A 24,366-nucleotide genomic window follows, 5' to 3' on the forward strand; every position below is an offset into this window, starting at 1 on the left:
TTAAGGCTTCCTGATCTTGGGATTGAGACGTGCGATCTCGATCGTCTTGATGGGTTGCTTCGAAAGAAGCACGGAGGCTTCCTCGATTTTGTCGAGGAAAAGGGATTCGATCCCTTGATGCAATCCGCCGGATTTCACGACGAAATAGCCGTCGAAGATCACCGAGCCGCGAGATCGGACGAAACCCTCTTGTGCCACGATTTCGCTGTCCTTGCCGTCGACGAGGTAAGCCACGAACTTGCCGTCCGGGGACACGCCGGCCTCTATGGAGCCCGGTCCCGTGTCTTCGGCGATCTCGACGCGGATATCGAGGCCGACGACCCTGTCCATGGAATTGAAGAGGAAAGCCTCAAATCCGCGATAGGTCTGCGCGTCGAGAACGCCTTCCACCCGTAGAACCTGCATTTGTGGATTGCGAGCGGCAGCCGGTGGAACGAGGCTCAGCACCAAGATCGTTGTCAGGAGGTGCCGTCGGTTCATCGCATCGTCCTATTCGGCGCGTATCAGTCCAACACCACGTTCGCCGCGCTTTCCGGCAGTTCCTCGCCGAACGCCCGCTGATAGAACTCCGCCACCAGCGCGCGTTCCAGGTCGTCGCACTTGTTGAGGAAGGTCAGGCGGAAGGCGAAGCCGACATTGCCGAAGATCTCGGCATTCTCGGCCCAGGTGATGACCGTGCGCGGGCTCATGACGGTGGAGAGATCGCCGTTGACGAAGGCCGAGCGCGTCATGTCGGCGACGCGCACCATCTTGGAGACGGTCTGGCGACCCTCCTTCGTGTCGAAATGCTTGGCCTTGGCCGCGACGATGCCGACCTCGTTGTCATGGGGCAGGTAGTTCAGGACGGTGACGATGGACCAGCGGTCCATCTGCGCCTGGTTGATCTGCTGCGTGCCGTGATAGAGGCCCGTCGTGTCGCCGAGGCCGACCGTGTTGGCGGTGGCGAAGAGGCGGAAGGCGGGGTGCGGGCGGATGACGCGGGCCTGATCGAGCAGCGTCAGGCGGCCCGAGGCCTCCAGCACGCGCTGGATCACGAACATCACGTCGGGACGGCCGGCATCGTACTCGTCGAAGACCAGCGCGACGTTGTTCTGATAGGCCCAGGGCAGAATGCCGTCGCGGAACTCCGTGACCTGCATGCCCTGGCTGACCGTGATCGCGTCCTTGCCGACCAGATCGATGCGCGAGACGTGGCTATCGAGATTGACGCGCACGCACGGCCAGTTCAGCCGCGCCGCGACCTGCTCGATATGGGTCGACTTGCCGGTTCCGTGGAAGCCGGACACCATGACGCGCCGGTTCTTGGCGAAGCCCGCCAGGATCGCCAGCGTCGTCGGCTTGTCGAAGAGATAGTCCGGGTCGATCTCGGGAACGTGCGCGTCGGGCTCGCGATAGGCCGGGACGGTCAGGTTGCTTTCGAAACCGAAGGTCTCGCGGACCGAGATCGTGGCATTCGGGAGCTTGGCCACATCCTGCACCGCTGCACTCATCAAACCTCCAGGGGCGCGCGCGAGAATCGCATGTCGCCGTCAAGTCACGGAGAGGTCCGCCGGAGCCCGTCCCGCACCTTCGGAGCGGGATCGGCGGCGAGCCTGTCCTCGATTAACAAAAACCGGACTGCTTCAAGAGCTTGTAGGCCTGAATGACCTCGCGCAGCCGATCCTCGTGTCCGCGGTCCCCGCCGTTGGCGTCGGGGTGCAGTTGCTTCACGAGGCTTTTATAGCGCGTCCGGATCGCCTCACCACCTGCTTCTTCGGTGAGATCGAGCGTGATGAGGGCCTTGGCCTCCAGCGAGCGCACCTTTTTGACGCGGGGTGCGCCCTTGGGACGCGGCGTGCCGTCCTCGAAGAGGTTGAACGGATCGCGCGCCCGGGGCGCGGCGCGGCGCGCTGCTTGCTTCGGGGCTTCCGCGCCCGGCGTCGCGCCGTCCGCGCCCATCTTCCAGGTCGGACGGTGCCCCGTCAGCGAGTCCTTCAGATAGGTCTGGATGTCCTGGTCGTTCAGGCCGGAGAAGTAGTTGTACGACTTGTTGTACTGCCGGACGTGATCGACGCAGAAGTGCAGGTACTGCCCCTCGTGGTCGCGGCCGCGCGGGGCCTTGTAGATGCCCGGCTTGTCGCACCCATCCCAGGCGCAGTCCGGCACCTTCGCCTTTTCGGGCGCCTTCGTGCGGCCCCGCACGCGGATCGTATCGAAATATTTGGAGTCGAGCTTCATTGCGATCGATTATGGTGTCCAAGCCGGCGCCGAACAAGAATTGACAGACCGGAAAAAGCCCTCGCCCAAGCCGCGGCGCAGCTCACGCCTCCCAAGGCACGGAACAAGCCATGACATCGGAACCCGGAATGACCCTGTATTCCCGCCAGACCATCGAGGACAAGCTGCGCGAGGCCTTTTCGCCGGAAAGCCTCGCCGTGCTCGACGAAAGCCATCTCCATGCCGGCCATCACCACGGCACGAGCGAGCATCATGCCGGCTTCGACGGATCGGCGGGCACGCATTTTCGCGTGCGCATCGTCTCCGAGGCCTTTGCCGGCCAGAGCCGACTTTCCCGGCATCGCGCGGTGAACGCGCTGCTGGCCGAGGAGCTGGCGGCCGGGGTCCATGCGCTCGCGATCGAGGCGAGCGCTCCCGGCGAGCCCGCCCGCCGGTGATCGCCGCGACACGGGGCGGCCGGGCGGCGCTGCGCGCGCGGTGGCGACGCAGGCGGCGGCTGACCGGCTTCTCCTTCGTCGCCGGCCTCGCCGCGCTCGCCGGCATGACGGATGCGATCGGCTTCCTCTCGATCGGCCATTTCGTCTCCTTCATGAGCGGCAACACGACGCAGCTCGCCCTCGCGCTCGGCGGCGGGGATTTTCGCACGGCGCTGCTTCTGGCCGGCGTGCTCCTCGCCTATGTCGCGGGCAATGCCTTCGGCATCGTCATCATCTGGATGGCCGGGCGGCGTCAGTTCGTGCTGCTCGGGCTGATCGCCGCGCTGCTCGCCTTCGCCGCGCTCCTGCCGGGGCCCGAGCGCTCGGCGCTGGCCGTCCTCTCGGCCGTCCTCGCCATGGGCCTCGTCAACGCGGCGGTGGAGCGCGTGGAGGGACACCCGTTCGGCATCACCTACGTCACGGGCGCGCTGTCGCGCTTCGGGCGGGGGCTCGGGCGGTGGATGGTGGGCGATCGCTCCGGCGCCGGCTGGGCGCTGGAGCTCGTGCCCTTCGTCGGCATGCTCGGCGGGGCCGTTCTCGGCGCCCTGTTCGGCATCGCGCATGGGCGGAGCGCGATCCTCCTGGCGGCCGGCCTCTCGGCCCTCCTTGCCGCCGCCTCCCTCGCGATCCCGCGAAGCTGGCGCCGCCGCTATCACGCGCCGGTGGCGCGGGCGCGATGATCCCGTCCGAGCCTCGGCAAAGCTTAGGAGCCTTCGCTCAGCGGCCGAGTTCCTCGCCGAGGAAGGCGGCGACATCGGAGGGATCGACGTCGCGGGCGATGAAGGCCTCGCCGATGCCGCGCGTCAGGATGAAGGTCAGGCGTCCGCGGCTGACCTTCTTGTCCTGCGCGATCTTGTCCATCAGCTCCGGCACGGAGAAGCCGGCGCCGGGGATCTGCCCGATCCGCGTCGGCAGCCCGGCGCCGGCCAGATGCGCCTCGATGCGGCCCGCGTCCTGGCCGGAGGCGAGGCCCTGGCGCACGGAGAAGCGGTGCGCGAGCACCATGCCGATCGAGACCGCCTCGCCATGGACGAGCCGCTCCGCATCGTAGCGGCACGCCGATTCCAGCGCGTGGCCGAACGTGTGGCCGAGATTGAGAAGCGCGCGGCGTCCCTCCTCGCGTTCGTCGGCCACGACGACCTCGGCCTTGGCGCGGCAGCTGGCGGCGATCGCCTCGATGCGGGCGGGGCCGCCGGCGTAGATTTCGGGCCAGGCCGTCTCCAGCCAGGCGAAGAAGTCCGGCCGGTCGATCAGCCCGTATTTGACGACCTCCGCATAGCCGGCGGCGAATTCGCGCGGCGAGAGCGTGTCAAGCGCGGCCGTGTCGGCGAGGACGAGCTGCGGCTGGTTGAAGATGCCGAGAAGGTTCTTGCCCTGCGGGGAGTTGATGCCGGTCTTGCCGCCGACGGAACTGTCCACCTGCGAGAGCAGCGTCGTCGGCATCTGGACGAAGTGCATGCCGCGTCGGACGATCCCGGCGACGAAGCCGGCGAGATCGCCGATCACGCCGCCGCCGAGCGCCAGGACCGCGTCCCCCCGCTCCAGCTTCGCCGCGATCACGCCTTCCGCCGCCTCCTGCAGATGCGCCCAGGACTTCGTCGTCTCCCCGGCGGGCAGCACGATCTCGGCGAACTCGACGTTGCTCGCGGCCAGCGACAGGCGCAGGCGCGGCAGGTGGAGAGCGGCGACCGTCGCGTCCGTGACGATCGCGACGCGCGCGCCGGGCAGGCGCTCGGCGATCCTGGCACCCGCCGCCTCGATCAGCTTGGGGCCGATCAGAATGTCGTAGGCCCGCTCTCCCAGGGGAACGTGGACGGTGGTCGGTGCAGGAACCATGGGGCGATGTCTCAGGGCGCGGGGGCGAGGAACCGGTCGAGCGCTTCGGCGATCTCGTCGGCGATGACCTCGCGCTTCACGTTGCGCGAGGCGATCGTGATGTCGGCCGCGGCATAGACCGGATAGCGCTTGTCCATGAGGTCCTGCATGACGGCGCGCGGATCGGCGGCCTTCAGGAGCGGGCGGTTGCCGCGCCGGGCCACGCGCTCCATCAGGATGTCGAGATCGGCCTTCAGCCAGACGGTGACGGCGCTGGAGGAGAGGACCTGCCGCGTCTCGGCGTTCATGAAGGCGCCGCCGCCGGTGGCCAGAACCTGCGGCCCGTCCGCGGCGAGGCGCGTGACGACGCGGGCCTCCAGCGCGCGGAACTCGGGCTCGCCATAGGCGGTGAAGAGTTCGGGCACGGTCATGCGCGAGACCGTCTCGATCTCCGCATCCGTGTCCTTGAAGGGAAGGTCCAGAATTTGCGCGAGGCGCCGCCCGACCGTCGTCTTGCCCGCCCCCATGAGGCCGACCAGGACGATCGAACGCGAGCCGAGGCGCGCGCCGAGGCCGAAGGGGCTTCCGGGGCCGAGCTGACGATGCATGTTCAGAATGTCACATCTCCTGGAACGGTCGATGGGGTGCCAGCAAATCAGGTGTTGCGTCAAGGCGGAGCGCTTCTTCCGCTTTGCGCCTTGCGGGCCTTAAGGCATTCTTTCATTCAAAGCGGCGACGGTGTTCCCGCCGCGAATCGCGCGCGGCAGGCGCAGCGGCCGTTCGACCCTTGGCGAGAAGAGCGATCCTTTCAGCATGCCCACTCTCGTCCGCATCCTGTCGATTCTCGGCCTTGCCGCCGGTGCGGTCTTCGCCGCGATGGCCGCGCTCGTCGTGCTCGTGCAGCCGACGACCCGGCCCGTGACGGTCGAGGTCGCCATCCCGCCGCGCGTCAAGGTCGAGGCGCCGGCGCCCGCCGCGCCGCCGGCGGCCGAAACGACCGAGATCGGCCCCTTCGAGGCCCAGGCGGCACCCGCCGCCGTTGATCCGAACGTCACCGGCGGCACGCTGCGCCGATGAGCGGAGCCGCTGGGGAAAGCCGGGCAGGGGGGCGGGACGGCGCCGATATCGAGAGCTTTCTCGAGATGATGGCCATCGAGCGGGGCGCGGCGGACAACACGATCGCCGCCTATCGCCGCGACCTGGAGGATGCGGCCGGCTTCCTGGCGGGGCGCGGGAGGTCGCTCGGCAAGGCGGGCGCGGAGGATCTGCGCGCCTTCGTCTCGCATCTGGCGGTGCAGGGCTTCGCCGCTTCCAGCCAGGCGCGGCGCATGTCCTCGCTCCGGCAGTTCTTCCGCTATCTCTACGGCGAGGGGATGCGGCCGGACGATCCGACCGGAACGCTGGAAGCGCAGAAGCGGGCGCGCTCGCTGCCCAAGGTGATGAGCGAGGACGAGGCGGGGCGGCTGCTCGACACGGCGGCGGCGGAAGCTTCGCGCACCGATCTTTCGCCGACCGCGCTCGCGCGGGCCCGCCGCCTCCATGCGCTGGTCGAGATCCTCTACGCGACGGGGCTTCGCGTTTCCGAACTCGTCGGCCTTCCCCGGGGCGTGCTGCGGCAGCGCTCGCGCATGATCGTCGTGCGCGGCAAGGGCGACAAGGAGCGCATGGTGCCGCTCGGCGAGCGCGCCCGCGACGCGATGGAGGCCTTCGGCGCCGCGCTCCGGGCCGCCGAGGTCGAGACGGGAGCCGCCTCCCGCGCGGCCGACCAGCCCTGGCTCTTCCCGGCGCTCTCCGAGAGCGGCCACATGACCCGCCAGGCCTTCGCGCGCGATCTGAAGGCGCTGTCGATCCGGGCCGGCATTGCGCCCGCGCGCGTCTCGCCGCACGTCCTGCGCCATGCCTTCGCGAGCCATCTCCTGCAGAACGGCGCGGACCTGCGCGCCGTGCAGGAACTGCTCGGCCATGCCGACATCTCGACGACGCAGATCTACACCCATGTCCTGGAGGAGCGGCTCCTGCGCCTCGTCACGGACCACCATCCGCTCTCGGAGGCGGGTCGGGACTAGCGTCCTGCGACGGGCTCGTTTCGAGGGCCTCGCCAAATCGTGCGCCGCGCGCGTCGATCCGGGCCGCCGCTTTCTTGACAAGGCGGGGTCGCATCGCCAGTTTGCGCGCAAATTCGACCCGTTCCGTACCCCGTGGCGCATGCCTGTCATGCAAGCACGGGCCGGCTGTCGCCGGGACCTTCGGTGGACGGGTCCGAATGCTTCGAAAGGACCCGCGCGGTCGCGCATCCATGCACAACTACCTCGACTTCGAAAAGCCGGTCGCCGACCTCGAAAGCCAGATCCTCTCCCTGAAGAACATCGGCGTCGCGGAGAACGGCGTCGATGTCTCCGAGGAGATCCAGCGCCTGGAGAAGCGCTCGAAGGATGCGCTGGTCGAGCTCTACAAGAAGCTGACCCCCTGGCAGAAGACGCAGGTCGCCCGCCATGCCGACCGCCCGCATTGCCTCGACTATATCGAGCGCATCATCACCGACTTCACGCCGCTCGCCGGCGACCGGCTCTTCGCCGAGGACCACGCCATCATTTCCGGCTTCGGCCGCTTCGACGGCATGCCCATCGCCGTGATCGGCCAGGAGAAGGGCTCGGACACGCAGACGCGCCTGAAGCGCAATTTCGGCATGGCGCGGCCGGAAGGCTATCGCAAGGCCGTGCGGATCATGGAACTGGCCGAGCGATTCGGCCTGCCCGTCCTGACGCTGGTCGATACGGCCGGCGCCTATCCCGGCATCGGCGCGGAGGAGCGCGGACAGGCCGAGGCCATCGCCCGCTCCACCGAGATGTGCCTCAACCTCAAGGTTCCCATCGTCTCGCTCGTCATCGGCGAGGGCGGCTCGGGCGGTGCCATCGCCATCGCGGCGGCGAACCGCGTGCTCATGCTGGAACACGCGATCTATTCGGTGATCTCGCCGGAGGCCGGCGCCTCCATCCTCTGGCGCGACGCGACGCGCTCGCGCGACGTGGCGCAGGCGATGAAGATCACGGCGCAGGATCTGAAGGGCTTCGGCGTGATCGACGAGATCGTCCCCGAGCCCCTCGGCGGCGCCCATCGCAGCACCGACGAGGCGATCGACACCGCGGCCGAGCACCTGCGCGCCGCCTTCGCCGATCTCACCGGCAAGGACGGCGAGACGCTGCGGCGCCTCCGCCGCGAGAAGTTCCTCGCGATCGGCCGCAATCTCTGAACGAAGCCCTCATCGTCGACGCCGCGAAGCGGTTCCCGCCGCCCTCCGATTGAGCGGCGACCGTTGCGCGAACGACACGCTCGCGGCCTTTCGGCCACGGGCGCGATCCGGCAATGTGCGGCCCTCGGTGCCGGTCGCACCGGTCCTCGAGGATGCGATGAAGCGGGTGCTTAACCGTTTCTTCATCGATCGAATGCACAACGGGATGTGAAGGCTTCCTTAACCCCTGCCTCGCGCGTCGCGTCGGCAGGCGGAAGCCTCAGGTCGCTGGAGCCCTTGGGCCCTTGCGGCGGATGGATGCCACAGGCGCTTCCGAAGCGCCGGCGAACGAGAGGGCGGGGATGCTCGTCAGACGTTGGATGACCGCCGCGCTGCTCGCGGCCAGTCTCATGACCGTTTCCGCATGCCAGAAGGGCGCCGATCTCGGCGACCTCATGGGCGCCAACGCGCCCGTTCCCGCCGCCCTCGTGGCGGACATGAAGACCAAGGACATGAGCGTGAAGTCGCCCATGCTCGTCCGGCTCTTCAAGGAGGAGTCCGAACTCGAGGTCTGGAAGCAGACGTCCAACGGCGAGTACGCGCTTCTCAAGACCTATTCGATCTGCGCCTGGTCCGGGAAGCTCGGGCCCAAGAAGGCGGCCGGCGACCGGCAGGCGCCCGAGGGCTTCTACACGGTGACGCCGGGCCAGTTGAACCCGGACTCCCAGCACCATCTCGCCTTCAACATCGGCTATCCCAACAAGTACGATCAGGCGAACGGCGCGACCGGCGAGCATCTGATGGTGCACGGCTCCTGTAACTCGTCCGGCTGCTATGCCATGGACGACTGGCAGGTCGAGGAGCTCTACGCGCTCGCCCGCGACAGCTTCGCCGGCGGCCAGCGTTCCTTCCAGATCCAGGCCATGCCCTTCCGCATGACGCCGAGAAACATGGCGCGCCATCGCCAGTCCGATCACTACGCCTTCTGGAAGATGCTGAAGGAGGGCTCGGACCGGTTCGAGCTGACCAAGAAGCCCCCGGTCGTCGGCGCCTGCGAGAAGCGCTACGTCTTCGATCCGAAGCTGGCGGAGGGCCAGACCCTTTCGCCGGCCGGCGCCTGCCCGCCCGTGGCGGAATCGGCCGAAGTCGCCTCCAAGCGCCTCGCCGACGAGGCCGAGGAGGAGCGGATCGTGGCCGAGATGACGCCGACGGACTTCGCGCCGATCTCCACCTTCTCCTACAAGACCGGCGCCCCGATCACGGCCGACGCCTACGCCGCCGAGCAGCACCGCCGCCCCGGCTTCGACCGCCTGGGCAAGCCGATCGCGGCCAAGAAGCAGACCGTCTTCGACGGGTTCCTGAAGTAGCTTCGGCGCTCGGAACGCGGACGAGGGTCGGCGCAACGATGTGAGACATCGTCGCGCTGCAGCCCGATGGCCCCCGAAGCCGCTACGTTCGAGAAGGCCCCGTTTGTTCGCCCGGCGGGGCCTTTTCCGTTTCATGTTCGGCGAGAAGGGCGAGGATGTCCCGCAGGCCGTCTTCCTCGCTCCGCCCGGCGGTCTCGACGCGGGGGACCGGCGGCGTCCGGCGTTCGTCCTCGCGGGCCACGACATCCGCCCAGGTCGGCCGGCTCTTGCCGCCAGTGAGACGCGCTTCCACCCGCCGCCTGTGCTCTACCGGGTCGGAGCAGACGATCTCGATCTCCAGCGCATTCCGGCCGGCCGCAGCGGCGACCGCCCGCCAGGCGATGCGGGTGATCTCGATCGAATTGACGCAATCGGCGATGACGGTGTTGCCGGCGTCGAGATTGTCGCGCGCGATGGCGTAGGCGACCGTATAGCCGAGGGCACCGACCCCCGACCCAACGGCTGCGATCGTCTCCTCGATCGTGTCGATCCGGAGGTAGGTCGCGCCGAGTTCACCGGCGAGGCGGCGGGCGAGCGTCGTCTTGCCGGCGCCGGGGCGGCCGGAAAGGATTAGAAGGACCGCTTCGCCGCCTTCACGCCTCATCGGCCTCGCGCACCGGGCAGTCCACGCCCTCCATCTCGCATTTGCGGCGATAGGACATGATCCAGAAGCCGGGATTGCGGGTGGATTCGGCAAGGCGCCCGACGAGGCCCTCGATGAAGGCCTTCTTCGCGGCGCCTCCGCCATGGCGCGGGAAGGTGTCCTTCTCCATCTTCGTCATGGAGCAGCCGATGCAGCGGCCCTGCCGCTTGTACTTGCAGACGTCGACGCAGGGGCTCGGAACCCGCGCCCAGAGGTCGAGGTCGTCGTCGAAGCGGATGGCGTCGGACATGGGGGGCTCCGGCAGGGATCAGGCGGCGAGGTCGGCGCGGCTCTCTTCGAGCTTGTCGAGCGGGCAGTCGGCGCCCTTCCGCTCGCAGCGGCGGCGATACATGCGCGACCAGTAGCCGTAGCGATCCTTCGAGACGAGGCGCTCGGAGAGCATCTCGAAGAAGGGGCGGATCTCCGCCTTGCCCTTCAGCTTCTTGAAGCGCTTCTTTTCGGGCTTGGTCATCTGGCATCCGATGCAATGTCCCTTGTCCCGGAACTTGCAGACGTCGATGCACGGCGAGGGGGCCTTCTGCCAGATATTGGCCAAGTGGTCTTTCCTTCGAATGGATGACAGAGGCGCTGCAGCGGCGGCCGCCTGTGCTGGAATCAGTTCTTCTCTTCGGGTAGGGGCGGCAGCGGCAGGGCCGCGATGCCCTCCTCCATCAGCCCCTTCACCTCGACGGGCGAGGCCTCGCCGTAGATGCGGCGCTCGTCGGCCTCGCCGTAATGGATGCGGCGCGCCTCCTCGGCGAAATTGGGGCCGACATAGTCGGCGCTCGCCCGGACCTCGCGCCCCATGCGCTGCAGCGTCTCCGCGACCTTGGCCATCTCGGCCGGCGTCGGCGCCTCGCGCGTGCCGGCGACGGCCGGGCGCATCAGCGCCTTGCCGACCGAGGTCGAGCCGCAGACGGGACAGCTGACGAGGCCGCGCTGCGCCTGACCGTCGAAGTCCTCCCCGGAGCGGAACCAGCCGTCGAAGGCGTGCCCCGCCGCCTCGCAGCGCAGGGCGAAATGAATCACTCGGCAGCCTCGGTCCGAGCGGGCTCGGCCGTTGCGTCCACGACCGAGAAGTCGCGCGCGTTGCGAAGATTCGGGATCTTGCCCCGCGCGTCCGCGACGAGGCTCGTGTCGATCTCGGCGACCGCGATGCCGGGCTCGTCGCCGTCGACCTCGGCGAGGATGCGGCCCCAGGGGTCGATGATGATCGAATGGCCATAGGTCTCGCGGCCGTCTTCATGGCGCCCGCCCTGGGCGGCCGCGATGACGAAGGCGCCGTTTTCGATGGCGCGGGCGCGCAGGAGCACGTGCCAATGCGCCTCGCCGGTCTGGCGCGTGAAGGCGGCGGGCGCGGTCAGAACCTCGGCTCCCGCCATGGCCTCGGCGCGGAAGATCTGCGGAAAGCGCATGTCGTAGCAGACCGCGAAGCCGAGCCGTGCGGAGCCGCCGGGGAAATCGAGATCGGCCAGCGTGGCGGAGCCGCCGGGGCGATAGGTGTTGGATTCGCGCCAGCTCTCGCCATTGGCGAGGTCCACGTCGAACATGTGGATCTTGTCGTAGGTCGCCGCGCGGCTGCCGTCCGGGCGGAAGAGGAAGGCGCGGTTGGCGACCTTGCCGTCCTCGACGGCGACAGCCACCGAGCCGACATGGATGAAGACGCCATGGCGCTTTGCGAGCGCCGAGGCCGTCGCCACGACGACGTCGCCGGCCTCGTCCTTCAGCTTGGCGTTCAGCCCGGCGCGGTCGCGCTGGACCATGCCGGTCATCTCGGGCGACTGGAGATAGGTGGCGCCGGCCGCGACCGCCTCCTCCACGAGCCGGGTCAGCGCCTCGGCGCTGGCATCGGGATCGGTGCCGGAGCGCATCTGAAGGACGGCGGCCTTGAAGACGGTCATCGAGGGGTCTCCGGGAAGGGGGCCGTCAGGCGGCGAGCAGCGTGTCGAGATCGCCCCTGCGGTCGAGCTCGTGGAGATCGTCGCAGCCGCCGACATGGCGCCCGTCGATGAAGATCTGCGGGAAGGTCGAGCCGCCGTTCGAGCGGGCGGTCATCTCGCGGCGCAGCTCCGGCGAGTTGCTGGCGTCCTTCTCCTCGTAGGAGACGCCCTTGGCGTCGAGAAGCTGCTTGGCCCGCGCACAATAGCCGCAGAACTGGCGCGTGTAGATGACGATGTCGCTCATGGTCTTGTCCAAGGAGGGGCCGCTTTCTGGAGGATATGGACGCCTCACGCCCCCGCCGCAACCCTTGCGAAGGCGAGAACGTCGACGTCCCGGGCGCCCGCCCGCTTCAGGGCGCGCGTCGCGCTCGAGACGGTGGCGCCGGTCGTGTAGACGTCGTCGATGAGAAGCACCCGCCGGCCGTTGATCTCGCCCACCCGTTCCGGCGGCACGGCGAAGGCGCCGCGCACGTTCAGCCGGCGCTCGGCGGGGCCGAGGCCCACCTGGGCGCGCGTCTGCTTGACGCGCAGGAGCGCGCGCGGCGCGTAAGGCACCTTGGCGTTCCGCGCGATGAGGTGGCCGAGCTCGGCCGACTGGTTGAAGCGCCGCCGCCAGAGCCGGCGCGCATGCAGCGGCACGGGCACCACGACGTCGGCCTCCGCGATCAGCTCGGCGCCGGCGCGCGACATCCAGCCCGCCATCAGCGGCACGAGATCGGTGCGGTCGTTGTATTTCAGCGAGGCGACGAGGCGGGCCGCCAGATCGCGGTAGATCACGGCTGCGCGAAGCCGCGCGAAGGGCGGCGGATCGGCGATCGCCTCGGCGGAGAGAAAGCCTCGCCCGAGATCGTAGGAGAAGGGCAGGCCCAGCACCTCGCAATAGGGCCGCTCGATGAAGGAGAGGCCCGTCCAGCACTGGGCGCAGAGCGCGTCGGCCCGCTCCGTCGCGGCCTGGCAGCCGGGGCAGACCGGGGGAAAGAGAAACCGGCCGAGAGAACTTGCCGCGAACCGGCCCCCCACCTTCAACAATCCCATGCCGTCCTCTCCGCTCCTCCACCGCTCCGGCGATGCGTCGTTCCGTCCTTGACGATACGCCGCTCGCCGTCAGCTACAAGGGCGAAGCGTTTCGATCGCGGCGCGCGGCGGCGGATGCCGCCGTGTTTCGCGCGCCGCGGGGAGGGGCTGCTCTTCGCGGGCGACGAACCCCTCGACCGACCGGCCTCCAAAGGGTCATCTGGCCGACAGGCGCGCGACGCCGATTCGCGGGCTTTCGACAACAGGAATGGCGACGCCGCTCATGAGCGAGACCGATATCTTCGACCGACGCCTTCTCGACGCCCGCCGCCGGCGGCATGCCGGCGATCCGGACTCGCAAGGGGCCCGGTTCCTGCTGCGCGCCGTCGCCGCGGAACTTGCCGAGCGCCTTTCGCTGGTCGATCGACGCTTCGACCTCGCCGTCGATCTCGGCGGCCATACCGGGGAGATGGCGGAGGCGCTGGCGGCGGGGGGGCAGGTGGAGACGATCCTGCGCGTCGAGCGCGATCCGGCGCTGCTCGCCGGCGGCGGGGAGGGCGTGCTGCGCGTCGTCGGAGACGAGGAGGCGCTGCCGATCGGCGTCGATCTCGCCGATCTCATCGTCTCCACGCTCTCGCTGCACCTGACGAACGATACGCCCGGCGCGATCGTCCAGGCGAGGCGCGCCTTGAAGCCGGATGGGCTCTTTCTCGCCGCGGCGCTCGGCGGCGACACGCTGACGGAGCTGCGTGCCTCGCTTCTCGCCGCCGAGACCGAAATCTTCGGCGGCGCCTCGCCGCGCATCGCGCCCTTCATCGACATTCGCGACGCCGGCGGGCTTCTCCAGCGCGCCGGGCTCGCGCTGCCCGTGGTCGACCAGGACCGGATCATGGTGCGCTACGCTTCGGCCTTCGAGCTGATGCGCGACATCCGGCAGATGGGCATGGCGAACATGATGCGGCAGCGCCTCCGGCGCCCGGCGACGCGGCGGCTCTTCTTGCGGGCCGCCGAGATCTATGCCGCACGCTTCTCCGACCCGGACGGCCGGGTGCGCGCGACCTTCGACGTCGTCTATCTCTCCGGCTGGAAGCCGCATGAGAGCCAGCAGAAGCCGCTGAAGCCGGGCAGCGCCAAGGCGAGCCTCGCCGATGCCTTGAACGACCGCTCCGGCCGGAGCGGCGCCTGACCGGAAGCGGCTTTCGTCAGTTCGAGCCCAGTCGCACGAGCATCTGCCCGAGCGGCTCGGCGATCAGGCCGAGCGAGGCGACGATCGCGGTGCCGACGAGGCCCGCGATCACCGAATACTCGATCGCGACCGACCCGCTCCGCGCCTTGGCGAAGACGCGAAGGGAGCCGGCGAGCCGGATCGCGGCCCGGGCGATCGCGGGGCCGAAGGTCCTGATAATGCCGGCCACGCTCAGCACGCGCCCTTCTGCGAGCCGTCGGGAAAGAGCAGGCACGGGCCGCTGCTTTCCTGCTTCAACACGCTGCGGCGGACCGTGTAGCGCTCGGGACCGGGCTTGGCGCCGGACGGGGTGATCGAGCCCGTGACGATGTCGTCGGTGGCGCGCTGCTCGGCGATCTCGCGCGAATGGCGGTCGGCCGCCGGCACGATGATCAGCGACAAGGCGGCCGCGATCGACCCGAAGAGCAGGGTTGCGCGGAACAGTCCCGTCCGGGCTTCCGCGATGCCCTCGGCCATCTGCGAGCGGTTTCTGTTCGTATCGACATCTTTCACGTCGCGACCTCCAGACCGTCGTCGACCCCGGTAAGGGGCCTCTCTTGGCCGGAACGTGCAAGAAACCGGTGAACATTGACTTAAATGCCGGGTCCCGTCTTCAGACCTCGTTCAGAGCCCTGAAAGCCCCGTTCCGATCACCCGAGGAGATCGACGAGGAAGGGGATGAGCGGCGCGTCGGCGGGCGGCATCGGGTAGTCCCGGAGCGCGGCCGGCCGTACCCATTTCAGCCGCTGCCCCTCGCGCGGCGCGGCGATGCCCTCGAAGCGCCGGCACACGTAAAGGGGCATAAGTAGATGAAATTCCTCATAGGCATGGCTGGCGAAGGTCAGCGGAGCGAGGCAGGCGGCCTGCGTCGTGACGCCGATCTCCTCCTGAAGTTCGCGGATCAGCGTCTCTTCCGGCGTCTCGCCCGGCTCCACCTTTCCGCCCGGAAACTCCCAGAGCCCGGCCAGCGTCTTGCCCGCCGGACGCTCGGCCAGAAGGATGCGCCCATCCGAATCCACGAGCGCGCAGGCCGCCACCAGCAGCATCTTCTTCGTCGGCATGGTGAACGAACCCTTCATACCAACGTCCTGACATGCTCACGCATCCGGGCGTTGAAACCACTGCGAATGTCTCGGATGCAATCAAGGCTCGGGACATTCGCAAACGGAATACCAAGAGCCATCTTCGATGCCTCCTGGTATCAGGCCGGACCGGTCGAGGAGACGACCTCGACGCCGGGCGGCGCGCGGTAGACATAGCGATAGGCCTCGGAGAAGCCGAGGCTGCGATAGAGGGCGAGCCCGGCCTCGTTGCCGGTCTCCACCTGGAGCCAGGCGGTGCGCGCGCCCTTGTGATGCACATGCTTCAGCGCCGAGCCGACGAGCGCCCGGCCGAGGCCCTGCCGGCGATGGCCGCCGTCCACGGCGACGTCGAGCACGCCGGCAAGGTCCGCATCGTGCACGGCCAGCGCCACCGCGACGGGCCGCTCCTCCGCATCCTCCTGGATGAAGAGCGCCATCGGCGGCTCGATCGCCTCCAGAATGGCGGCAAGGCCCGCCCGCGTGTCGTCGGCGCGCCGGTGGACGCAGAGGCTCGCCTCGACATAGCGCGCGGTGTCGCGGATCGGGATGCGGTCCACCGCCGTGGCGAGGTCGATCGTGGAGAGATCGGCGGTGAAGACGACCGATTCGCCGAAGCGCGACCAGTTTCGCGCGTCGAGATGCTCGATCAGGGCGCGCGGGGCGAGCGGCGACTGGCGAAAGAGCAGGGGCCGGCCGAAGGCGGCGAAGCGCGCCGCCGCCCGCTCGATCCGTCCTTCGAGATCGGCATGGTCGGACGGGTCGAGCGGGTTGACCGAGTTCAGGCGCTTGGCGGAATAGCCCGTCGTCAGGCGCACGGCCCATGTGCCGTCGAAGGCGGTCGAGGTCGCCGGCCACGCGCGGAAACCGGCCGCCTCCAGCCGGCGCACGATCGCGAGCCGCCGCACGGCGGCGTCAGCTTCGATAGTCGCCATTGATCTCGACATAGGCTTTGGTGAGGTCGCAGCCGTAGACCGTCCAGCGGCCGGTCCCGAGGCCGAGCTCGACGCGGATCGGCACTTCCGGCCGCGTCATGACCTCGGAGGCGGCGGCTTCCGAATAGTCGGGATCGCGCTCGCCCGCGAAGGCGACGCGAACCTCGCCGAAATGGATCGCCAGCTTGTCGCGGTCCGCCCGCTCGCCGGCCTTGCCGACGGCCGCGACGACGCGGCCCCAATTGGCGTCCTCGCCCGCGACCGCGGTCTTGACCAGCGGCGAGTTGGCGATCGAGAGCGCGATGCGCTTGGCGGCGGCGTCGCTTGCGGCGCCCTCCACCGTCACCTGGATCTCGTGGCGTGCGCCCTCGCCGTCGCGGGCGACCTGCCGGGCGAGATCGATCAGCATGTCGCCGAGTGCCGCGCGGAAGGCGGCGAGGCGGGGATCGGCGGGGTCCTCGATCGCCGGCGCGCCGCGCTTCTCGGCCGCGCCCGTGGCGATCAGGATCAGCGTGTCGGAGGTGGACGTGTCGGAATCGACCGTCACCGAGTTGAAGCTCGGCTCGACGGCCTCGGAGAGCATCGCCTGAAGCGCCTTGGGCGCGATGGCGGCGTCGGTGGCCAGGAACGAGAGCATCGTCGCCATGTCGGGCGCGATCATGCCGGCGCCCTTGGCGATGCCGTTGAGGACGACGCCGACGCCGCCGATCTCGACGCTTCTCGTGGAGAGCTTGGGGTAGGTGTCGGTCGTCATGATCGCGTCGGCCGCCTCGCGCCAGCGCGTGCCGTCGGCGTCCTTCGCCATGCCTTCGAGAAGATGGGCGAACTTCGACGCATCGAGCGGCTCGCCGATGACGCCGGTCGAAGCCAGGAACACCTCGCTCGTGCGGCAGCCGACCGCCTCGGCGGCGGCGACCGCCGTCATCGCGGTGGTCTCGCGGCCCTTCATGCCGGTGAAGGCATTGGCATTGCCGGAATTGACGACGAGCGCGCGGATGCGGCCGCCCTTCAGGCTCTCGCGGCAGAAGTCGACGGGCGCGGAGGGGCAGAGCGAGCGGGTGAAGACGCCGGCCACCGAAGCGGGCTCGTCGAGCACCATCATCAGGACGTCGGTGCGCCCCTTGTACTTGATGCCCGCCGCGGCGGTCGCGATGCGCAGGCCCTCGACGGGACCGAGTTCGGCATAGGTCGCTGGAGCGAGCGGCGAGATGTCGTGCGACATGGGGCGAGACCTCTGGGCTGATGACGGCGCCCGGACCGGGCGGCCCTTGCGCCGTCCGGTCCGAAGCGAAACCGGTATCTCCGGTTTCGCCTCGAAATGCCAGACGCCTGCCCCGATGTCGTGGAACTGTCTTACTGCGCCGGGGTCGGAGCCGGGGCGGCGCCTTCGGGGGCGGGGGCGCCTTCGGACATGGCCTTCTCCATGGCCTCGACCTGGCCCTTCATGGCGGGGTCGACATACTCGACCTTCAGCTCGTCGCGCGCCTTCTGGACGATCTGCATGTACTTCTCGCGCATGACGACCTGGCGCACCTGCTCCTTCACCTGGTCGAAGGCCGGCTGGGGCTGCGGGCGCTTCTCGGTGACCTGGATGACGTGCCAGCCGAACTGCGTCTCGACCGGCTCCTTGGTGTAGGTGCCGACGGGCAGCGCATAGGCCGCCTTCTCAAAGGGCGGCACCATCTGGCCGGGTCCGAAGAAGCCGAGGTCGCCGCCTTCGGGACCGGAGGGGCCGGAGGACTTGGAGGCGGCGAGCGTCATGAAGTCGGCGCCGCCGTCGAGCTCCTTGATCACGGCCAGCGCCTCGTCCTTGGTCTTGACGAGGATGTGGCGCGCATGGACTTCCTCGACCGGCTTCAGCTTGGCGAGCTCGGCATCGTAGCGCGCCTTCAGCTCGGCATCGGTGATCGCCTCGACGCCGCTCTTCTGGAAATAGGCATTGTGGAGCGCGCGCTCGCGCAGGAAGGCGATGCGCGACTTCACGGCCGGATCGTCGCCGATCTTGGCCTTCTCGGCTTCCTGCGCGAGCGACTTGATGTCGATGAGCGCGGAGAGGACGGCGAGCTTGCGCTGCTCGGGCGGCATCTTGCCGAACTGCTCGCCGAGATCGGTCTCGGCCGTCTTCAGCTCGCCCTCGGTGATCGACTGCGTGCCGACCTTGGCGATGACGTCGCCATCCGCCGCGAAGGCCGAAGGCGCGGCGCCGGCCGTCAGGAGGAGGGACGCGGCGGCAAGAAGCGTGCGCTTGAGGGAGGTCATCGATGGTTCCTCGGGAAAAAACGGGGCTGCGATCGCGGCGGGTCCGGCCGGCGGTCTGAAGGACGAAAAGCAGAGGCTTGAAAGTCCCGGCTTTGCGGTCTTTTAAGGGCCGCTGGGCCGCGTTCCCGCGGCGTTGACATCGCTTGCACCCCCTCTTATCTCTCCGTCGTCGTTCAAGTCCAGCGGCCGAACCTCGCGAATGACGCAAGAAACATCGAGCCGGCGCGCCGAAATTCCCATGGTCGATCCGCTTCCAGCCGCCTCCGGCAAGGCCCTTTCGCCGCCGTGGACGGTTGGCGGAAGCGAGGCCGCGGGGCCGGCGGCGCGCACGGCGGCGGAGCGGACGGGCGGGCCATCGATGGCCGCCACCGCGCCGGACATTCTCTAGAAAGGCCTGTTCATGGTCAGTTTCGGCGGCCTTGCCCGCATGCTGCTCGGCTCTTCGAACGATCGCATCGTGCGGCGCTTCGATCCCTTCGTTCGACAGATCAACGATCTGGAGCCCGAACTGGAGCGGCTGTCGGACGCCGATCTCGCCGCGCGCACGGTGCGCTTCCGCGAGGAGATCGCCAACGGCAAGTCGGTGGACGATCTGCTCGTTCCCGCCTTCGCGACGGTCCGAGAGGCCGCGCGCCGCGCGCTGGGCATGCGGCATTTCGACGTGCAGCTGATCGGCGGCATGGTCCTGAACAAGCGCTCCATCGCCGAGATGCGCACCGGCGAGGGCAAGACCCTCATGGCGACGCTGCCGGTCTATCTGAACGCGCTGCCCGGCAAGGGCGCCCATGTCGTGACCGTCAACGACTACCTCGCCTCGCGCGACGCCGAGTGGATGGGCCGCGTCTACCGTTTCCTCGGCCTTTCCACCGGCATCATCACGCACGGGCTGTCGGATGCCGAGCGCCGGGCGGCCTATGCCTGCGACATCACCTACGCCACGAACAACGAGCTGGGCTTCGACTACCTGCGCGACAACATGAAGTATGACCGGGACCAGATGGTCCAGCGCGGCCATCACTTCGCGATCGTCGACGAAGTCGATTCGATCCTCATCGACGAGGCGCGCACGCCGCTGATCATCTCCGGCCCGCTCGACGACCGGTCCGACCTCTACAAGACGATCGACGCCTTCATCCCGCAGCTCTCGGCCGAGGACTTCGAGGTCGACGAGAAGCAGAAGCAGGTCTCCTTCACCGAGGACGGCACCGAGAAGCTGGAGCGCCTCCTGGAATCGGCCGGCCATCTCGTCGGCGCCTCGCTCTACGACATCGAGAATGTCGCGATCGTCCACCACGTCAACAACGCGCTGAAGGCCCACAAGCTCTTCCAGCGCGACAAGGACTACATCGTCCGCAACGACGAGGTGGTGATCATCGACGAGTTCACCGGCCGCATGATGCCGGGCCGCCGCTTCTCGGAAGGCCTGCATCAGGCGCTGGAAGCCAAGGAACACGTCACCGTCCAGCCCGAGAACCAGACGCTCGCCTCGATCACCTTCCAGAACTACTTCCGCATGTACGGCAAGCTCGCCGGCATGACGGGCACGGCCTCGACGGAAGCCGCCGAGTTCGGCGACATCTACGGCCTCGACGTGCTGGAGATCCCGACGAACCTTCCGGTCCAGCGCATCGACGAGGACGACGAGGTCTATCGCACGGCCGAGGAGAAGTACCGCGCGATCGCCAAGGAGATCCAGGACGCGGCGGCGCGCAAGCAGCCGATCCTCGTCGGCACGACCTCGATCGAGAAGTCCGAAATGCTGGCCGAGCGGCTGGCCAAGGACGGGTTGAAGGGCTTCCAGGTCCTCAACGCCCGGCATCACGAGCAGGAGGCCTTCATCGTCTCCCAGGCCGGCGTTCCCGGCGCCGTGACGATCGCGACCAACATGGCCGGCCGCGGCACCGACATCCAGCTCGGCGGCAATGTCGAGATGCGCATCGAGCACGAGCTGAAGGACATGCCGGAAGGTCCCGAGCGGACGGCGGCGGAGGTCGCGATCCGCGAGGACATCAAGCGCCTGAAGCAGATCGCGCTCGAAGCCGGCGGTCTCTACGTGCTCGCCACCGAGCGCCACGAGTCGCGCCGCATCGATAACCAGCTGCGCGGCCGCTCCGGCCGCCAGGGCGATCCCGGCCGCTCGAAGTTCTACCTGTCGCTGCAGGACGACCTGATGCGCATCTTCGGATCCGAGCGCATGGACACGATGCTGACCCGGCTCGGCCTCAAGGAGGACGAGGCGATCGTCCATCCCTGGATCAACAAGGCCCTGGAGAAGGCGCAGAAGAAGGTCGAGGCGCGCAACTTCGACATCCGCAAGAATCTCCTGAAATACGACGACGTCATGAACGACCAGCGCCGCGTCATCTTCGAGCAGCGGCTCGAACTGATGGACGCGGACGGGCTGACCGAGACCGTGACCGACATGCGCCACGAGGTGGTCGAAGGCCTCGTCGCCCGGCACATCCCCGAGAAGGCCTATCCCGAACAGTGGAACACGGCCGAGCTGAAGGCGGAGGTTCTGGAGTTCCTGAACCTCGATCTGCCGATCGCGGAATGGGCCAACGAGGAGGGCATCGACGACAGCGATCTGCGCGAGCGCATCCGCACCGCCGCCGACGACTACTACGCCGCCAAGCGCGAGCGCTTCGGCGAGGAGATCACGACCTATATCGAGCGTTCCGTCGTCCTCCAGACGATCGACGCGCTCTGGCGCGAGCACCTCGTCAACCTCGATCACCTGCGCTCCGTGGTCGGCTTCCGCGGCTATGCGCAGCGCGATCCGCTGAACGAGTACAAGTCGGAGGGCTTCGAGCTCTTCCAGTCCATGCTCGCGCAGCTGCGCCAGCGCACGACCGGCCAGCTGATGCGCGTCGAGATCCAGCGCCAGGACGAGCAGCAGCCGCAGATGGCAGCCGAGGAACTCGGCCTTCTGCCGCAGATGGCGGCGCACCATATCGACGCCTCGACCGGCGAGGACGAGATGGCGCAGGGCTTCGACCCGAACGATCCGTCGAGCTGGGGCGAGGTCGGCCGCAACGAGCCTTGCCCCTGCGGCTCCGGCAAGAAGTTCAAGCATTGCCACGGCGCCTACGTCGTCGAGGCCTGATGCAAAACGGTGGCCCCGGACCCTGTCGAGGGTTCGGTGCCACCGTCCTTTGGCGGCGCCTTTCTTGCCCGCCGAACCGAAAAGCTGTCCGCCCTTCTGCGCGGCCCCTATCCAAGCCTTCTGACAGGCTCTAGGGACGGGGCCATGAGCACGGCCCGACCCGACCGGTTCGCGATGACGACGCTGCGCGGCGATCTGCCCGCGGCCGCGCTGCTCGCCGTCCTTCTGCTCATCCTCCAGCTCTTCGTCGCCGGCCTCGACGCCGGTGCGGCGCTGGGTGCGACACCCGACCGCCATCTCTGCTCGGCGGCCTCCGGCGCCGGTGCGGCGCATGGGGGACAGGAGGATCACGGCCGGCAATGTCCCTGCCTGGCCGCCGGCTGTTGCTCGACCCCGCTCGGCGGACCGCCGCCCGAGGGCGCCGCGCTTCTCGTCGCGCCTCGGCCGCTCGTCCTCGCCGCCGGAGGGGAGGGCTCCTTCGCAGAGCCCGAACGACGGCCGCTCGCGCTCTTCGCGCGCGCCGGACAGGGGCCGCCCGACGCTGCCTGATCGCATCGCCGCCCTTCCGCCGCCGGCCGCGCGCCGCAGCGGCTCCTTCGTTGATCAGGACGTTCCCATGAAATCCGCAATCGCGCTCGGCCTCGGCTTGGCTCTTCTCCCGGCGCTGGCCTGCGCCCACACATCCATGGCCGAGAGCCGCGCCGTCTCCGGCAAGGCCTTCAAGGCCGTTCTCGCCGTGCCGCATGGCTGCGATGGCGCGGCCACGGTGGAGGTGCATGTGCGCCTGCCCGAGGGCTTCGTCGGCGCCAAGCCCATGCCGAAACCCGGCTGGACGCTCGCCATCATCGAGGCGCCCTATGCCGCCGCCTACGAACTGCATGGCGAGTCCGTCTCGAACGGTCCGGTCGAGATCCGCTGGCTCGGCGGCCGGCTGGAAGATGCTTGGTACGACGAGTTCGTCGTGCGCGGCACCTTCGCCGATTTTCCCGCCGAGCGCCGCGTCGCTTTCCCTGTGACGCAGATCTGCGAAGGCGGGGCGAGCGTCGCCTGGGACGAGGTCGCGCCCGCCGGCGTCGACGCCCATTCGCTGGAGCATCCCGCCCCGATCGTGACCGTCTCGTCCGAAGCGGTCGAGCACGAGCATTCCGGCCACGACACGGGCACGACGGGGGGCGTTGCCAAGACCGAGGCCGGCACGGATGGGCATGGGGAACTCGGCTCGGCCGTGGCCGGCCCGATCGAGGTCTCGGCGGGCTTTGCCCGGGCGATGCTGCCGAACCAGAAGGTCGGCGGCGCCTATCTGACGATCGCCAACACCGGCACATCCCCCGACCGCCTTCTTTCCGCGGCCTCCGAGGCGGCCGGCTCGGTCGATATCCACGAGATGGAGATGAAGGGGGACGTGATGACCATGCGCCCGTTCGACGGCCCGCTCGATATTCCCGCGGGCGGCACGGTGGAGCTGAAGCCGGGCTCGACGCATCTCATGTTCACGGATGTCGCGACGCCTTTCAAGCAAGGCGACACGGTCAAGCTGACGCTGATCTTCGAACGGGCGGGCGCGGTGGAGCTGACGCTGCCGGTTGCCGCTGTCGGCGCGAAGGGAGCGGACCATTCCGGCCACGCGATGCCCGGCATGAAGCCCTGATCGGTCGATGTCGGCTAGGTCTCGTACCTGCGGTCCTGGCCAAGGACCGCTGGTATCGCGCGCCGACCGGCGCGGCGGCGGCTGATGCCGCCGTCCTGACCTGGCTTTCGACATGTCGAAGGTCGGGCCCACCGGTATGATCGCTTCGACAGCGACCAAAGAAAAAGGCCCCGCCGGATCGACCGGCGGGGCCTTTTGTTTCGAAGGGACTCGCTGCGCTTAGGCGGCGGTGGACTTCAGGTGGGCGCGCAGCATCCAGGCGAACTTGTCGTGCGCTTCGATGCGGGCGGTCGCCAGATCGTTGGTGGCGTAGTCGCCGTGCTCGTCGGCGACCTGGGCGAGGGCCGAGAGCGTCGCGGAGATCGTCTCCTGATCCTTCAAGAGGACCTCGATCATCGTCTTGGCGTCCGTGCGGCCGTCATGCTCCTCGACCTTGGAGCGATCGAGGAAGACCGAGTAGCGGCCCTCGGCATGGACGTCGAACTGCTTGATGCGCTCGGCGAGAAGGTCCTGCCCCTCGAAGTGATCCTCGTAGATCTTCTGGAACAGCTCGTGCAGCGGCCCGAAGGACATGCCCGTCACGTTCCAATGGAAGTTCTGCGCCTTCATCGTCTCGATCGAGGTCTCGGCGACGGCCTGCGTCAGGCCGTTGACGATCTCTTCCTTGGCGGTCGGGTCGATCTTCGCTGCTACCAATGCCATCGTCGGTCTCCTGGGCTGCGGCGGACCACAGCCGCCTCTCTCTTTGGAATGGTTCCAATCTATGCGAAGCAGACGTCGAGCGCAAGCTAGTTTTGAATCATTCTAAAGAGCGAGATTAAAGAGCGGGGCGATCCGTCGGCGTTGCGTCGAGAAGCTCGACCATACCCCTCGACAGGAAGCGCATCCAGCGGCGCCCGGGTGCCGAGACGCGCCATGCGACGAGCGCGCCGGCGGCCTTCTCCTCGCCCTTGCGCCAGGCGGAAACGAGCCGCATCAGCCAGATCTCGTCCTCGCTCGCGCCCTTCGCGCCCGGACGGTAGAAGCTCATCTCGCGCAGCCCGTGCACGCCGAGCCCGCCGAAGAAGGCGAAGCCGTAGCGCTCGACCGAGGCGCCTTCGCCGCCGGCAAGAAGGAAGCACGCCTTATCGAGATCGGGCTTGGGGGCGAGACGGCTTTTGAGGAAGATCCAGCGCAGCCGGTCGAGATCGCCGCGCTCCGCCTCGGTGAGGCCCGGCGCGCTGCCGATGCGGTGGAAGGTCGGACAATGGGGAAAGGCGAGCACGCGGGGCTCGTCGGTCGACAATACGGACGCGAAAAGAGCTGCCATGTCGTATCCTGTCACAGGCCGGACGGCGCGAAAGGGTCCGCAGCACGCCCGTCCCGAAAGTTGAC

At 68.5% G+C, this 24,366-nt stretch carries 31 protein-coding genes; 11 read left to right on the top strand and 20 right to left on the bottom strand.

The window, feature by feature from the left end; all coding sequences use genetic code 11:
- From ASG62_RS20555 to ASG62_RS20565, 3 genes are all read right to left on the bottom strand, one after another.
- Positions 1–480 (bottom strand): hypothetical protein, encoded by a 480-nt coding sequence (locus tag ASG62_RS20555; RefSeq protein ID WP_156382275.1) that lies wholly within the window; start codon positions 478–480, stop codon positions 1–3.
- Between the two features lie 23 nt (positions 481–503).
- Entirely contained in the window at positions 504–1,490 is a 987-nt protein-coding gene (gene cobS, locus ASG62_RS20560) for a cobaltochelatase subunit CobS (protein WP_056696388.1), read from the bottom strand.
- Between the two features lie 112 nt (positions 1,491–1,602).
- Positions 1,603–2,217 (bottom strand): J domain-containing protein, encoded by a 615-nt coding sequence (locus ASG62_RS20565; protein ID WP_056696386.1) that lies wholly within the window; start codon positions 2,215–2,217, stop codon positions 1,603–1,605.
- Positions 2,218–2,345: 128 nt separating this feature from the next.
- Between ASG62_RS20565 and ASG62_RS20570 the strand changes: the two genes are divergently transcribed.
- Both ASG62_RS20570 and ASG62_RS20575 read left to right on the top strand, forming a co-directional pair.
- Complete coding sequence (locus ASG62_RS20570; protein WP_056696384.1) at positions 2,346–2,654, top strand: BolA family protein; 309 nt, start codon at positions 2,346–2,348, stop codon at positions 2,652–2,654.
- Positions 2,651–3,373 carry a YoaK family protein gene (locus tag ASG62_RS20575; RefSeq protein WP_082537333.1) on the top strand — a complete coding sequence of 241 codons (723 nt, stop codon included), beginning with the start codon at positions 2,651–2,653 and terminating at the stop codon, positions 3,371–3,373. Before ASG62_RS20570 ends, ASG62_RS20575 begins: the two co-directional genes overlap by 4 nt.
- A gap of 37 nt (positions 3,374–3,410) precedes the next feature.
- Here ASG62_RS20575 and aroB read toward each other — a convergent pair whose 3' ends face one another.
- Entirely contained in the window at positions 3,411–4,529 is a 1,119-nt protein-coding gene (gene aroB, locus ASG62_RS20580) for a 3-dehydroquinate synthase (RefSeq protein ID WP_056696382.1), read from the bottom strand.
- A gap of 11 nt (positions 4,530–4,540) precedes the next feature.
- Positions 4,541–5,116, bottom strand: coding sequence for a shikimate kinase (locus ASG62_RS20585; RefSeq protein ID WP_056696379.1), 576 nt, complete (start codon positions 5,114–5,116; stop codon positions 4,541–4,543).
- A 205-nt stretch (positions 5,117–5,321) separates the two neighbouring features.
- Between ASG62_RS20585 and ASG62_RS27715 the strand changes: the two genes are divergently transcribed.
- The 4 genes from ASG62_RS27715 (at position 5,322) to ASG62_RS20605 (ending at position 9,104) form a co-directional block, all read left to right on the top strand.
- Positions 5,322–5,585, top strand: coding sequence for a hypothetical protein (locus ASG62_RS27715; protein ID WP_056696376.1), 264 nt, complete (start codon positions 5,322–5,324; stop codon positions 5,583–5,585).
- Positions 5,582–6,574 (top strand): site-specific tyrosine recombinase XerD, encoded by a 993-nt coding sequence (locus ASG62_RS20595; RefSeq protein ID WP_056696374.1) that lies wholly within the window; start codon positions 5,582–5,584, stop codon positions 6,572–6,574. The genes ASG62_RS27715 and ASG62_RS20595 overlap by 4 nt, the downstream gene beginning before the upstream one ends.
- Before the next feature lie 230 nt (positions 6,575–6,804).
- Positions 6,805–7,758: an acetyl-CoA carboxylase carboxyltransferase subunit alpha gene (locus ASG62_RS20600; protein ID WP_056696373.1), complete on the top strand. Its 954-nt coding sequence runs from the start codon at positions 6,805–6,807 to the stop codon at positions 7,756–7,758.
- Between the two features lie 341 nt (positions 7,759–8,099).
- On the top strand, positions 8,100–9,104 hold the full coding sequence (locus ASG62_RS20605; RefSeq protein WP_057180576.1) for a L,D-transpeptidase family protein: 1,005 nt from the start codon (positions 8,100–8,102) through the stop codon (positions 9,102–9,104).
- 82 nt (positions 9,105–9,186) lie between these two features.
- Here the strand turns inward: ASG62_RS20605 and ASG62_RS20610 are convergent, their stop codons facing one another.
- From ASG62_RS20610 to ASG62_RS20640, 7 genes are read right to left on the bottom strand one after another with little or no spacing between them, the layout of a single operon-like run.
- Positions 9,187–9,747 carry an AAA family ATPase gene (locus ASG62_RS20610; protein WP_056696369.1) on the bottom strand — a complete coding sequence of 187 codons (561 nt, stop codon included), beginning with the start codon at positions 9,745–9,747 and terminating at the stop codon, positions 9,187–9,189.
- Positions 9,737–10,036: a DUF1289 domain-containing protein gene (locus ASG62_RS20615; protein ID WP_056696366.1), complete on the bottom strand. Its 300-nt coding sequence runs from the start codon at positions 10,034–10,036 to the stop codon at positions 9,737–9,739. Before ASG62_RS20615 ends, ASG62_RS20610 begins: the two co-directional genes overlap by 11 nt.
- An 18-nt stretch (positions 10,037–10,054) precedes the next feature.
- Entirely contained in the window at positions 10,055–10,342 is a 288-nt protein-coding gene (locus tag ASG62_RS20620) for a DUF1289 domain-containing protein (protein WP_082537332.1), read from the bottom strand.
- 59 nt (positions 10,343–10,401) lie between these two features.
- On the bottom strand, positions 10,402–10,815 hold the full coding sequence (locus tag ASG62_RS20625) for a DUF1178 family protein (RefSeq protein ID WP_056696364.1): 414 nt from the start codon (positions 10,813–10,815) through the stop codon (positions 10,402–10,404).
- Positions 10,812–11,687, bottom strand: a complete 876-nt coding sequence (locus ASG62_RS20630; RefSeq protein ID WP_056696362.1) for a carbon-nitrogen hydrolase family protein — start codon at positions 11,685–11,687, stop codon at positions 10,812–10,814. Before ASG62_RS20630 ends, ASG62_RS20625 begins: the two co-directional genes overlap by 4 nt.
- A gap of 25 nt (positions 11,688–11,712) precedes the next feature.
- Entirely contained in the window at positions 11,713–11,970 is a 258-nt protein-coding gene (grxC, locus tag ASG62_RS20635; RefSeq protein ID WP_056696790.1) for a glutaredoxin 3, read from the bottom strand.
- Positions 11,971–12,014: 44 nt separating this feature from the next.
- Positions 12,015–12,761: a ComF family protein gene (locus ASG62_RS20640; protein WP_056696360.1), complete on the bottom strand. Its 747-nt coding sequence runs from the start codon at positions 12,759–12,761 to the stop codon at positions 12,015–12,017.
- 262 nt (positions 12,762–13,023) lie between these two features.
- On the opposite strand from ASG62_RS20640, the gene ASG62_RS20645 reads away from it, so the two are divergent.
- The gene (locus ASG62_RS20645) at positions 13,024–13,926 is read left to right on the top strand and encodes a methyltransferase domain-containing protein (RefSeq protein ID WP_156382276.1); all 903 of its coding nucleotides are present in this window, start codon (positions 13,024–13,026) and stop codon (positions 13,924–13,926) included.
- A 16-nt stretch (positions 13,927–13,942) separates the two neighbouring features.
- Here the strand turns inward: ASG62_RS20645 and ASG62_RS20650 are convergent, their stop codons facing one another.
- The 6 genes from ASG62_RS20650 to ASG62_RS20675 form a co-directional block, all read right to left on the bottom strand.
- Positions 13,943–14,164: a Flp family type IVb pilin gene (locus ASG62_RS20650; RefSeq protein WP_056696356.1), complete on the bottom strand. Its 222-nt coding sequence runs from the start codon at positions 14,162–14,164 to the stop codon at positions 13,943–13,945.
- Positions 14,158–14,478, bottom strand: a complete 321-nt coding sequence (locus ASG62_RS20655; protein ID WP_156382277.1) for a hypothetical protein — start codon at positions 14,476–14,478, stop codon at positions 14,158–14,160. The genes ASG62_RS20650 and ASG62_RS20655 overlap by 7 nt, the downstream gene beginning before the upstream one ends.
- A gap of 137 nt (positions 14,479–14,615) precedes the next feature.
- Positions 14,616–15,044 (bottom strand): (deoxy)nucleoside triphosphate pyrophosphohydrolase, encoded by a 429-nt coding sequence (locus tag ASG62_RS20660; protein WP_413814225.1) that lies wholly within the window; start codon positions 15,042–15,044, stop codon positions 14,616–14,618.
- Positions 15,045–15,166: 122 nt separating this feature from the next.
- Complete coding sequence (locus ASG62_RS20665) at positions 15,167–15,952, bottom strand: GNAT family N-acetyltransferase (protein ID WP_320409391.1); 786 nt, start codon at positions 15,950–15,952, stop codon at positions 15,167–15,169.
- Between the two features lie 7 nt (positions 15,953–15,959).
- Entirely contained in the window at positions 15,960–17,201 is a 1,242-nt protein-coding gene (gene argJ, locus ASG62_RS20670; protein WP_056696350.1) for a bifunctional glutamate N-acetyltransferase/amino-acid acetyltransferase ArgJ, read from the bottom strand.
- A 131-nt stretch (positions 17,202–17,332) separates the two neighbouring features.
- Positions 17,333–18,238: a peptidylprolyl isomerase gene (locus ASG62_RS20675; protein WP_056696346.1), complete on the bottom strand. Its 906-nt coding sequence runs from the start codon at positions 18,236–18,238 to the stop codon at positions 17,333–17,335.
- A 199-nt stretch (positions 18,239–18,437) separates the two neighbouring features.
- Between ASG62_RS20675 and ASG62_RS26750 the strand changes: the two genes are divergently transcribed.
- From ASG62_RS26750 to ASG62_RS20690, 4 genes are all read left to right on the top strand, one after another.
- Complete coding sequence (locus ASG62_RS26750; RefSeq protein WP_156382278.1) at positions 18,438–18,626, top strand: hypothetical protein; 189 nt, start codon at positions 18,438–18,440, stop codon at positions 18,624–18,626.
- A 12-nt stretch (positions 18,627–18,638) separates the two neighbouring features.
- Complete coding sequence (gene secA, locus ASG62_RS20680) at positions 18,639–21,344, top strand: preprotein translocase subunit SecA (protein WP_056696344.1); 2,706 nt, start codon at positions 18,639–18,641, stop codon at positions 21,342–21,344.
- 144 nt (positions 21,345–21,488) lie between these two features.
- The gene (locus ASG62_RS20685) at positions 21,489–21,893 is read left to right on the top strand and encodes a hypothetical protein (protein ID WP_056696341.1); all 405 of its coding nucleotides are present in this window, start codon (positions 21,489–21,491) and stop codon (positions 21,891–21,893) included.
- A gap of 67 nt (positions 21,894–21,960) precedes the next feature.
- Positions 21,961–22,992 (top strand): DUF1775 domain-containing protein, encoded by a 1,032-nt coding sequence (locus ASG62_RS20690; RefSeq protein ID WP_056696339.1) that lies wholly within the window; start codon positions 21,961–21,963, stop codon positions 22,990–22,992.
- A 219-nt stretch (positions 22,993–23,211) separates the two neighbouring features.
- On the opposite strand, the gene ASG62_RS20695 is transcribed toward ASG62_RS20690, so the two are convergent.
- Positions 23,212–23,694 carry a Dps family protein gene (locus ASG62_RS20695; protein WP_056696337.1) on the bottom strand — a complete coding sequence of 161 codons (483 nt, stop codon included), beginning with the start codon at positions 23,692–23,694 and terminating at the stop codon, positions 23,212–23,214.
- Positions 23,695–23,809: 115 nt separating this feature from the next.
- On the bottom strand, positions 23,810–24,301 hold the full coding sequence (locus tag ASG62_RS20700) for a hypothetical protein (RefSeq protein ID WP_156382279.1): 492 nt from the start codon (positions 24,299–24,301) through the stop codon (positions 23,810–23,812).
- Between the last annotated feature and the right edge of the window lie 65 nt (positions 24,302–24,366).

It is taken from the genome of Aureimonas sp. Leaf427, assembly GCF_001425485.1.
In the GTDB taxonomy this organism is placed as follows: Bacteria; Pseudomonadota; Alphaproteobacteria; order Rhizobiales; family Rhizobiaceae; genus Plantimonas.